Raw genomic sequence first — 10,676 nt, forward strand, 5'->3', positions numbered from 1 at the left:
GTAGACGCTTCGGCGTCCACGTTCTTGCCGACCGTCTGACGGGCCTGACGGGGTCGACGATGTCGGCCCGCTAACGCCGTTCCTCGCCGACCTTCCGCCGGGCTCGACCACACGAACCCGAAGGAGGTCTGTCATGACCCGCATGATGTTCCGCGCGCATGTCCGCGCCCAGTCGCTCGCCACCGTCATGGCCAGCGTTCCCCTTGAGCGCGCGCGGTTGCTCCGCGCCGTGGCGTCCAGCCGTCCCCAGGCGATCCGCCGGACCCGCCCCTCGGCCTGACCGCCCCGCTTTCAAGGACGACCCCGATGACCCGTATCGTTTCGCGGGCCGCGCTGTGCGGCCTGTTGCTGTTCGCGCGCGCCGCCGCCGCGCAGGACCTTGCCCCGCCGACCGACACGCCGCAGGATTTCGCCATCCACGGCCAGGCGACCCTCGTTGCGCAGGGCGTGGGCGGTTTCGCCTCGCCCTATGCCGGGACGAACAGCCTGACCCCGCACCAGCTGAAGGAAACCGCCGACGTCACCGCCTATCTCGGCGCGCGGCCCTGGGGCGGCGGCGAGGTCTGGGTGAATCCCGAGATCGATCAGGGCTTCGGCCTGTCCAATACGCTGGGCGTCGCGGGCTTTCCCAGTGCGGAGGCTTATAAGGTCGGCAAGGCCGAGCCCTATTTCCGGCTGCAACGCGCCTTTTTCCGCCAGACCCTGGGGCTGGGCGGCGGGCGTGAGGCGGTGGCGGGGATCGCCAACCAGCTCGGCGGATCGCGGAGCGTCGACCGGGTCGTGCTGACCATCGGCAAGTTCGGCGTCGGCGACGTGTTCGACACCAACCCCTATGCGCACGACCCGCGCGGCGATTTCCTCAACTGGTCGGTCGTCGATACCGGCAGCTTCGATTACGCCGCCGATGCCTGGGGCTATACCACCGGCATCGCCGCGGAACTCTATCGCGGCGACTGGACGTTGCGGACCGGGCTGTTCAACCTGTCGACCATCCCCAATGGCGAGCGGCTGGAACATGGCTTCGGCCAGTATCAGCTGGATGCCGAGGTCGAGCATCGCCACCGGCTGGCCGGGCGGCCGGGATCGGTGCGCTTCGGCCTCTTCCGCAACCGGGGCAATTTCAGCCGCTTCGACGAGGCGCTGGCCTATGCCGCCGCGACCGGCAAGGCGGTCGATCCGTCCTTCACCCGGCGGCGGCTGACGCGGATCGGCGGCTATATGAACATGGACCAGGCGCTGACCGACACGCTGGGCCTGTTCGCGCGAATCGGGGTCAGCGACGGGTCGATCGAGCCCTATGACTTCACCGATATCGACCGGACGGCGCAGATCGGCGCGGCGCTGAACGGCAAGGGCTGGGGCCGGGCGCAGGACCGGGTCGGGCTGGCGCTGGTCGCCAACGGCATTTCGGCCGAGCATCGCCGCTATCTGGCGGCAGGCGGCCTGGGCGTGCTGGTCGGCGACGGGCGACTGCCCAATGCGGGCGCCGAGGAGATTGCCGAGGCCTATTGCGACGTGGCGCTGACCCGTGCGCTCGCGGTGACGCTGGATGCGCAATATGTCGGCAACCCCGGCTATAACCGCGATCGCGGGCCTGCGGAGGTCTTCGCGCTGCGCGTCCACGGCGCATTCTGAATCCTCCTCAAGCTCCGCTTGGGGAGGGGGACCGCGCCCGAAGGGCGTGGTGGAGGGGCATCCTCGCCCACGGCGAGGCCCCTCCGTCAGGCCTTCGGCCTGCCACCTCCCCATCGGAGCTAGGGAGGATGGGGGGATTAGCGCGTCGGCACCGGCTCCGCGCCCGAATAGTCGTAGAAGCCCCGCCTGGTCTTGCGGCCATACCAGCCCGCCTCGACATATTTGATCAGCAGCGGGGCGGGGCGGAATTTGGGGTCGCCCGTCCCTTCGAACAGCACGCGGGTGATCTCCAGGCAGGTGTCGAGCCCGATGAAATCCGCCAGCGTCAGCGGCCCCATCGGGTGGTTGAGCCCCAGCTGGCACGCCGCGTCGATGTCCGGGATCGTCGCCACGCCCTCGCCCAATGCGAAGATCGCCTCGTTGATCATCGGCATCAGCACGCGGTTCACGATGAAGCCCGGCGCGTCATTGGCATGGACGACGCGCTTGCCCAGCGCCTGGGCGAAGGCCTCGACCCGGGCGACCGTCTCGTCCGAGGTGGCGAGGCCGCGGATCAGCTCGATCAGCCCCATGACGGGCACGGGATTGAAGAAATGGACGCCGACGAACCGGCCCGCATCGGGCGCGGCCTGCGCCAGCCGGGTGATCGGGATGGAGGAGGTGTTGGTCGCCAGGATCGCGGTGTCGGACATCACCTTGCCGACCTCCTCGAAGATCGCGCGCTTGATAGCCTCGCGCTCGGTCGCCGCCTCGATCACCAGCTCACATTCCGCCATGGCGGACAGGTCGCCGACCGGCGCGATGCGGGAGAGCAGCGCATCGGCATCGGCGCGGGTGATCTTTTCCTTCGTCACCAGCCGGTCGAGCGCCCTGGCGATTCCCGCCTTGCCCGCCTCGGCGCGTTCCGCCGACACATCGGCCAGCTTGACCGCATGGCCCGCCGCCGCCGACACTTGCGCGATGCCCGCACCCATCTGACCGGCACCGATCACGCCCACTGACTTCATCGCTCTGCTCTCCTTGTTCTTTGATCGTTGCCCTATCCGTTTCGGAACGTCACCGCCAGCAAAGGGGTTGATACGCCCATGATTCGCACCGCTGTCTTCACGGCTTTCTTGGCGTTTGCCTTGCCTGTGGCCGCCGCCGCGCCGGACACGCCGGTCCCGGCCAAGCCGAAGCTGTTTCGCGACTGGATCGTCGCCTGCGACAATGGCGGCGGGTGCGAGGCGGCGTCGTTGTCGCCGCAGGACGGCATGTTGCAGGATGCCGGATTGCTGATCCGGCGCGCGGCCGACGGCATGGTCGCGGTCGAGATAGCGGACATGACGGGCAAGGCGCGGGTCGCCACGATCCGGGTCGATGGCCGCCCCGTCGCCACCGTTCCGCTGGCCCGCGAAGCGCGGGGTCGGGTCAGCGGGGCGGCGGCCGACAGGCTGGTCGCGGCGCTGGTCCGGGGACGGCGGGCCGCGATCCTGACGCCCGATGCCAAGCCCGTCTCGCTGAACGGCGTCGCCGCCACGCTGCGCTATATGGACGATCGGCAGCGACGGGCGGGCACCACTGCCGCCTTCGTTGCGAGGGGCGCGGCGCGCTATCGCGGCAAGCCGCCCGAACTGCCCCTGGTGCGGGTGGTGACGCCGCCGCCGGGCGACGCGCCCGCTATCCCCTCGGCGGCGATCAACGACATGCGGCGGCGGCTCGACTGCCTGAACAGCCTGGGCAGCCCGGTCAGCGCCGAATCCTATCGGCTGGACGGACGCGCGACTTTGGTCCTGCTGTCCTGCGGGGCGGGGGCGTATAATTATCTGGTCAAGCCGCTGATCTGGCGCGACGGGCGGCTGGCGCCCGCGCGGTTCGACTATGCCTTTCCCTTTGCCGACGAACCGCAGCCGGGCGGCGCGGTGACGCTGGTCAACACCCAGTGGTCGCCCGCGGGTCGCCTGTCGAGCTGGGGCAAGGGCCGGGGGCTGGGCGATTGCGGCGATCGCCAGAGCTTCGGTTGGGACGGCACCCGATTCCGGCTGATCGAGGCGGCGAGCATGACCGAATGTCGCGGCGCGATCGACACGCTGCACGTCTGGCGGGCGCGTCCTGTGTCCGCGCGATAGGCCGAGGGAGACAGGATCATGCTGGAACATCTGCCCGCCTGGCTGGGCAAGGCGATGAGCGGGTGGCGCGCCGGAGTCGAATCGGTCGCGCTCGTCCGCCCCGAACTGGCCCCACCCGCCAGCCTGGCGTTGAGCAGCCCGGCCTTTGCCGACCAGGCGCGGCTGCCCGAGCGTTTCACCGCCGATGGCGCGGGCGTGTCGCCGCCCTTGGTCTGGGGCGATCCGCCCGAAGGAACCGCGCTGCTGGCGCTGCTGGTCGAGGATGCCGACGCACCGACGCCGCAGCCGCTGGTCCATGCGATCGTCTGGAACCTGCCGCCGCGGGCGGGCGATCTGGCCGAGGGCGCGATCGTCGCGGATGGCGCCGGCTCACCCGGACAGGGCGATGTCGGGCGCAATTCCTATCTGGGCGAAGGCTGGCTGCCGCCCGACCCGCCGCGCGGTCATGGCGAGCATCGCTATGTCTTTCAGCTGTTCGCGCTCGACTCGGCGGTCGATATCGGCGGGCAACGTCCGGGACGCAGCGCGATGATCGAGGCGATGGCGGGGCATGTGCTGGCCGCCGGGGTGCTGACCGGCACCTATTCGCGCGAGGAGGAGGCGCCGGTGGGGCCGGTCGGGGCGGTCGCGCCCGCCTGATTGGGGAAGAGTGGGCGGCCGGGCGTCGACAGGCGACGGTCCGGCCGCAGGACGAGGATGACAGGAGCGGCGGCGTCGATCCCGACGCGATCGCGCGTCACGCCTCAGGCGATCGGCAGGATCGGCGTCGCCGAGGTGATGGCCAGTCCGGCGAACAGCAGCGCGCCGATGCAGGAGACGAGGAACTGGCGGGCCTGGATGGTCTGGAACATGGTGGAACTCCCTTTTCGATCGGGTCGCCAACCCTTTGGCGACCGATGCCGGGAGCTTTGCAGAGAGCGTGCCAGTTTTATAAAGCTTTGATATTCCACGGATAATTATTCATCCTGAGAAAATCTGGCAAATTGCGCCAAGCCGATACCGGAAAATCCGCCACGGGATGGCGCAATCCATCAATCCGCATAGGCCAGATCGCGGCCATCATTCTTGGCCCGGTACAAAAGCTCGTCGGCGCGCGCGAACAGCGTCTCCTGCGTATCCTCCGGACGGAAGCTCGTGATCCCCGCCGAGATGGTGATCTGGCCGACCGACTGGTCGGTTTCGCGGACGCGCAGCCGCCGCTCGCGCACCGCCTGCCGGGCGCGTTCGACCAGGGCGGTGGCGTCCCGCTTGGAAATGCCCGACATCAGGATGGCGAATTCCTCACCGCCATGGCGGCACACCAGATGGCCCTGCCCTTCCTCGGCCAGGATCTGGCCGATCGCGGTCAGCACCCGGTCGCCGACCGCATGGCCATGTTCGTCGTTGATCCGCTTGAACCGGTCGATGTCGCACAGCGCCAGATGGCAGGGATCGACCGCCTCGAAACACTGGCCGAGCGACTCGTTGAACGCCAGCCGGTTCGCCAGCCCGGTCAGCGGATCGCGCCGGGCGGTCGCCCGCGCCTCCGCCAGCTTTTCACGCAGCGCGTCCGCCTCGGCGGTGGCCTGTTGCAGCCGCCGTTCGCTGGCGTGGATCCGCTCCAGCATCTCGCCGGTCAGCGCGGCCAGCGCCGACAGCCCGATCGCTTCGGCACGGTCCATCTTCGCGGCGCTGCGGGCCAAGTCGGCGCCGAAGGCCGTGGCGTCGGCCTGGACCGAGCGGAGGATGGCCAGGAACGTCTCGACATGGCCCTGAGTCTGCGCGGCCAGCGAGTCGGACTGGCTGTCGGCCGTGGGCACCGCATGATCGCGCACGGGCGGGGCCTCGACCTTCGGCTCGACCGGTTCCGGACGGGTCGCCGGAGTGCCTCCCCCCAGCCGGACGATATCGTCCTGGTGCAGTCGCACGCCACCATCGATCAGCGACGCGGCGGCGCGCGCCAGGCCGCCGTTCGGATCGGTCAGGATGGCGTGGACGAACGCATAATGCGAGGGATCGGGGGACAGGCGATGATCGTCGAGAAACCGGCCGATCCGTCGATAGAGGTCGGTGCTCATTGACATCCGCCCCCTCCCGACCTGTCGCATGTCCGTTCCGCGTATGACCCGTTCCCCGTCATCGCGAGACGGCGATCGACGGCGCACCCCTGTGCCGTCATCGCCCTGCACCTTGCTGGCATGCCCCCTGTCATGTCCGGTGCCTTAGCGCTTGGCCGCCAGACCGCGGACCGCCGCCAGCGTCGTGGCGACATGTTCGGCGGGGTTCATGTCGTCATGGACGAACAGGATGCGCCCGTCGCGACCGATCACATAGCTGGTGCGCGAGGTGATATCGCGGCCTTCCATCTGGCGACCCAGCGCCACGTCATAGCCCTTGACGATCGCGGGCCCCGCGCTGGCGACCGGGAACTTGCCCGCGCATTCGGCCTTGGAAAAGGCGGCGAGCTTGTCCACCGGATCGGCCGACATGCCGATCACCCGCGCACCCGCCGCGCGGAAGGCGTCGATCTTCTCGGCAAAGGCGCGCGCCTCGGCGCTGCATCCGCTGGTGAAGGCGGCAGGGAAGAAATACAAAACGACCGGGCCGTGGCGAAGCTGATCCTTCAGCTTGAGCGTGAAGACCTTGCCCGCGACCGCGCCGCGCGTCGTGAAATCCGGGGCGGTGGCGCCGGGACGCAAGGCCGCGGCGGCGGGAAACGCCGCCATTGCAAGAAGAACGCCCAAGACTGCCTTCATCACCCCAATCCTTCCGGTAATATGGTTAACGCCTATCCTGTCGCCGGGATGCCGTCCATTGCTGATCGTGCGTCGCTATCCTATCGGTTGCATCATGTCCGTTCATACAGCCGATATCGACCTGGCGTTGAAGCTGGCCGACGCCGCCGGCGCCGCCATCCGACCCTATTTTCGCCGCGAGATGGGGCTGGAGATCAAGGAGGATCGCTCCCCCGTCACGCTCGCCGACCGCGAGGCCGAGGCGGCGATGCGCCGCATCCTGGAGGCGGAGCGCTCGGGCGACGGGATTCACGGCGAGGAATATGGCGTCAAGGACGGCGTCACCGGGCGGCAATGGGTGCTCGACCCGATCGACGGCACGCGCAGCTTCACCGTGGGGCGGCCGATCTTTGGCACGCTGATCGCGCTGGTCGACAATGGCTGGCCGGTGCTGGGCATCATCGACCAGCCGATCGCGAAGGAACGCTGGCTGGGCGTGATGGGCCGCCCGACGCTGTTCAACGGCCAGCCCGCGCGGACGCGCCGCTGTCCGGCGCTGGAGGGCGCGACGATCGCGACGACCAGTCCGCATCTGTTCGAGGACGACGACGTGCCGCATTTCATGGCGCTGGTGGCGGCGATCAGCGGCGACAGCCCGCGCCAGGGGCCGGTCTATGGCGGGGACTGCTATAATTACGGTCTGCTCGCCAGCGGCCATGTCGACATCGTGTGCGAATCGGGCCTGAAGCTCCACGACTTCGCGGCGCTGGTGCCGGTGGTCGAGGGGGCCGGTGGCCGGATGTGCGACTGGAACGGCGATCCGCTGACCGCCGACAGCGCCGGACATGTGCTGGCGATCGGCGATCCGGCGCGGACCGAAGAGGTGCTGGAGGCGCTGCGCAACGTGCCGCACGAGCATGACCATCACGATCACTGATCGCAGGTCAGTCATCGAAGCGCGCTGGGTCGGCACGGTTTAGAAGATCCCCAGGAACTTCTTGCGCTGACTCTTGGCCTCGCCTTCGCTCTGACGGCCGTCCTTCGACTTGGCGGTGGTGCCGTTGCCGACATCCTGGCGCGGCTGTCCTTTGGTGGTCCGCTGCGCGCTGGCACGGGCGCCCGACAGGACCGGGCCGCAGGCCGCCGCCTTGGCATCGCCGACATCGACAAAGGCCAGCACCCCTGCCAGCGGCGTCGCCACCACCGCCAGGCCCAGCCCGGCCCCGGCGCGCGCCAGCAGGTCGCCGCTGATCGGATCGATACCGGGGCTGGCGAAGCTGCCGGTCAGGCCGACCGGGGACTGGCCCGAAAACAGGCTGAACTTCTTGGCATCGGCGCGGATCGCCATGTCGATGGCCTCGTTGCGGAAGCTGAAGCCGCCGCGCCCGACGATGACGTTCTTGGACGTGTCGATCAGGATCGGGTCCGCCGCCGCGATCCCGCCGCGCACGGTGAAGGCGATCAGCCCGCAATTGATCCGCACCGGCTCCTTCAGGCGATCCTCGAACATCTTCTGGACGAAGGTGCCGAGGTCCAGCTCGGCCAGCTGCGCGTTGCGGGTCCATAGCGAGCCGGCGGGCAGGATGAAGGCCATCCGCCCGTTCGCGCTGGCCAGCGAATCATGGATGGTGTCGCCGCGCCCCTGGAGCTGGATGCGGCCCTTGACTGTGCCGGTCGTCCCCGCCTCCGCCACGCCCCATCCCGCCAGCAGCCGCCCGAGCGGCGTCGGCGACAGGCGGATGTCGTAACGGACCAGGCTGGGCCGCTGGCGCGTGTCGAACAGCAGGTCGGACGCGACGTCGCCGCGCGCCATCGCGAAGCGGAGCGGCGACAGGGTCAGCTTGCCGCGATCCAGCGCCAGCGTCAGGTCGACGTCGGAGATGGGCACGCGGCGCGAGCGGACGGTGCGGATAGTCCATTTCAGGTCCGCGTCGAACCGCTGCATCGTCGCCACCGGCAGCGCGGCATCGGGCAACAGCCTTTGCGCCCCCGCCCCGGTCGCGGCGGCGGCGGCCTGCGCGCCCCTGGTCGCGACGATGTCGGGGTTATAGCCGATAAAGGGCGCGGCATCGACGATATCGAGCTTGCCGGTGGTCAGCTGCGAATCGAGATGCAGCCGCTCGCCATGGGTGACGGTCAGCGTCCCCGCCAGGTCGCTGTCGCCGAACGTCCCCTTCATGCGGGTGAAGCGATAGACGTCGCCGTCCTTCACCAGCTGCGCGCGCAGGTCATAGGTGCGGGTGCGCGGGATGACGACGCCGATGACCTCGAGCAGCGTCGACAGGTCCTTGCCCCGCGCGCGGGTGCGCAGCGGCACATCCTCGATATCGGCGATCGAGGGCAGGGTGCCTGCGACATCGACCACATTGCCCGCCGCACGCATCCGCGCGATCAGTTCGTTCCTGCCCCGATTGGCGGTGGCGTCGGGCGACAGCAACTGCGCGGTCAGGGTGAAGGGCGTCGCGCGGATCACACCCTTGCCGCGCAGCCCGACCGCCTTGCCGATCCGGGCATCCTGCGACCGGAAATCCTCCAGCGCCAGGTCGGCGGTCACGCGCATCCGGGGATCGCGATAGCGCACCGTCGTGCCGTTGATCTCGGCCGTGTCGATACGCGGAAACTCCAGCGGCTTGCCGCCCTTCTTCTCGCTGAAGGTCCAGCTGTTCGTGCGGTGGTCGGGCGTCCATTCCAGATCGACCGCGCCGTTGGTCAGCGCCAGCCAGGTAAAGCGCCGCTTGCCGAACAAGAGCGATAGCGGCGCGATCCGCGAATCGATCCGGTCGGCGGTGAACAGATAGGGGCGGCTGGCCCAGTCGGGGTTGGAGATGGCGATCCGCTCGGCGACGAACTTGATCCGCCACGGCGCGAAATAGAGCTGGAAATCGCCGCCCACCGTCACCGTCCGGTGGGTCAGCCTGCCCGCGATCGATTCGAAGGGGTGGCGCAGGAACCGCCCCTTGGTGACGAACAGCACCAGCCAGATCGCGGCGATGGCGAGCAGCAGCCCGATCGCGACGCGCAACGCCCATCGCCGCCAGCCCGCACGGGCGACGGTCGGGCTGGCGGAGGTGTCGGCCGCTGGCGCCTGATCCATGGCATCCCCAATCGCCCGAGCGAGGCGCTTGTTCCTTTGCGGTGGCCCGCCCTCTTCGGTTGCAATCCGCGCCCGGTTCGTCTAAGCGGCCCGCTTCCCGAGCGAGGTGTCACGAACGGCCCGGCCATCAGGGCTGCCGCGGCCGTTTCTGCCTTGCTCACAGCGAAAGGACCAAAATGCCCAAGCTCAAGACCAAGAGCGGCGTCAAGAAGCGCTTCAAGCTCACCGCGACCGGCAAGCTCAAGCACGGCGTCGCCGGCAAGCGCCACCGCCTGATCAGCCATAACGGCAAGTATATCCGCCAGAACCGCGGCACCTCGGTCCTGTCCGATGCCGACACCAAGACCGTGAAGGCCTGGGCGCCTTACGGCCTGAACTGATTTCTGGAAGGATAGAGAGATATGGCACGCGTCAAGCGGGGCACGACCACCAAGGCGAAGCATAAGCGGATTTTGGATCAGGCGAAGGGCTATTATGGCCGTCGCAAGAATACCATCCGCATCGCACGCCAGGCCGTCGAAAAGGCCGGTCAATATGCGTATCGCGACCGCAAGGTTAAGAAGCGGACCTTCCGTGGTCTGTGGATCCAGCGCATCAACGCGGGTGTCCGGGCCGAGGGCCTGACCTATTCGCAGTTCATGCACGGCCTGAAGCTGGCGGGCGTCGAACTGGACCGGAAGGTCCTGGCCGACATCGCGATGCACGAGGGCGAAGCCTTTGCGGCGATCGTCGCGCAGGCGAAGGCCGCTCTGCCGCAGGCCGCGTAATTCGCGACTGACGGACTAGCGCCGGAAATCAGGAAAGGGCGTCGGTGGGTTCCACCGGCGCCCTTTTCCTTGTGCGGTTGTTCCATTCCTCCCCTGCAAGGGGAGGGGGACCGCCGCGAAGCGGTGGTGGAGGGGTGTCACCCGTGGTGAGGACGCTGATCCTCGCCGACCGGGACACCCCTCCGTCAGGCCTTCGGCCTGCCACCTCCCCTTGCAGGGGGACTGTTTACACCGGCCGCATTGTGGATTCTTGTCTGTTCCTTTGATTTGAGACGGGGGGATGGAATGCGTTGCCCAAGGTGTGATGGGACTGACCTGATCAAGCGGGGCCGGAAGGCGGGGCATCAACGCTATGTGT

Annotated in this window: 11 protein-coding genes; 7 read left to right on the forward strand and 4 right to left on the reverse strand. The window is 68.5% G+C overall.

Going from position 1 to position 10,676, the window contains the following annotated elements:
- Nucleotides 1-133: 133 nt before the first annotated feature.
- Entirely contained in the window at nt 134-280 is a 147-nt protein-coding gene (locus ABIC44_RS10425; RefSeq protein ID WP_307101670.1) for a hypothetical protein, read from the forward strand.
- A 26-nt stretch (nt 281-306) separates the two neighbouring features.
- Complete coding sequence (locus tag ABIC44_RS10430; protein WP_354295275.1) at nt 307-1,635, forward strand: carbohydrate porin; 1,329 nt, start codon at nt 307-309, stop codon at nt 1,633-1,635.
- Nucleotides 1,636-1,772: 137 nt separating this feature from the next.
- On the opposite strand, the gene ABIC44_RS10435 is transcribed toward ABIC44_RS10430, so the two are convergent.
- Entirely contained in the window at nt 1,773-2,642 is an 870-nt protein-coding gene (locus tag ABIC44_RS10435) for a 3-hydroxybutyryl-CoA dehydrogenase (RefSeq protein ID WP_354295277.1), read from the reverse strand.
- Nucleotides 2,643-2,768: 126 nt separating this feature from the next.
- Between ABIC44_RS10435 and ABIC44_RS10440 the strand changes: the two genes are divergently transcribed.
- Together ABIC44_RS10440 and ABIC44_RS10445 are read left to right on the forward strand one after the other, a co-directional pair.
- The gene (locus ABIC44_RS10440; RefSeq protein WP_354295295.1) at nt 2,769-3,743 is read left to right on the forward strand and encodes a DUF1176 domain-containing protein; all 975 of its coding nucleotides are present in this window, start codon (nt 2,769-2,771) and stop codon (nt 3,741-3,743) included.
- Nucleotides 3,744-3,761: 18 nt separating this feature from the next.
- Nucleotides 3,762-4,382, forward strand: coding sequence for a YbhB/YbcL family Raf kinase inhibitor-like protein (locus ABIC44_RS10445; protein ID WP_354295279.1), 621 nt, complete (start codon nt 3,762-3,764; stop codon nt 4,380-4,382).
- A 392-nt stretch (nt 4,383-4,774) separates the two neighbouring features.
- Here ABIC44_RS10445 and ABIC44_RS10450 read toward each other — a convergent pair whose 3' ends face one another.
- Complete coding sequence (locus ABIC44_RS10450) at nt 4,775-5,800, reverse strand: GGDEF domain-containing protein (protein ID WP_354295280.1); 1,026 nt, start codon at nt 5,798-5,800, stop codon at nt 4,775-4,777.
- 144 nt (nt 5,801-5,944) lie between these two features.
- Nucleotides 5,945-6,478, reverse strand: coding sequence for a peroxiredoxin (locus tag ABIC44_RS10455; protein WP_307101657.1), 534 nt, complete (start codon nt 6,476-6,478; stop codon nt 5,945-5,947).
- Nucleotides 6,479-6,572: 94 nt separating this feature from the next.
- On the opposite strand from ABIC44_RS10455, the gene ABIC44_RS10460 reads away from it, so the two are divergent.
- Nucleotides 6,573-7,394, forward strand: a complete 822-nt coding sequence (locus ABIC44_RS10460; RefSeq protein ID WP_354295282.1) for an inositol monophosphatase family protein — start codon at nt 6,573-6,575, stop codon at nt 7,392-7,394.
- Nucleotides 7,395-7,433: 39 nt separating this feature from the next.
- Here the strand turns inward: ABIC44_RS10460 and ABIC44_RS10465 are convergent, their stop codons facing one another.
- Entirely contained in the window at nt 7,434-9,551 is a 2,118-nt protein-coding gene (locus tag ABIC44_RS10465) for an AsmA family protein (RefSeq protein ID WP_354295284.1), read from the reverse strand.
- Between the two features lie 176 nt (nt 9,552-9,727).
- On the opposite strand from ABIC44_RS10465, the gene rpmI reads away from it, so the two are divergent.
- Together rpmI and rplT are read left to right on the forward strand one after the other, a co-directional pair.
- Entirely contained in the window at nt 9,728-9,931 is a 204-nt protein-coding gene (gene rpmI, locus ABIC44_RS10470) for a 50S ribosomal protein L35 (protein ID WP_007406658.1), read from the forward strand.
- 21 nt (nt 9,932-9,952) lie between these two features.
- The gene (rplT, locus tag ABIC44_RS10475) at nt 9,953-10,318 is read left to right on the forward strand and encodes a 50S ribosomal protein L20 (RefSeq protein WP_307101652.1); all 366 of its coding nucleotides are present in this window, start codon (nt 9,953-9,955) and stop codon (nt 10,316-10,318) included.
- Nucleotides 10,319-10,676 lie beyond the last annotated feature (358 nt).

The sequence above is a fragment of the Sphingomonas sp. 1185 genome (genome assembly GCF_040544655.1).
Taxonomy (GTDB): Bacteria; Pseudomonadota; Alphaproteobacteria; order Sphingomonadales; family Sphingomonadaceae; genus Sphingomonas.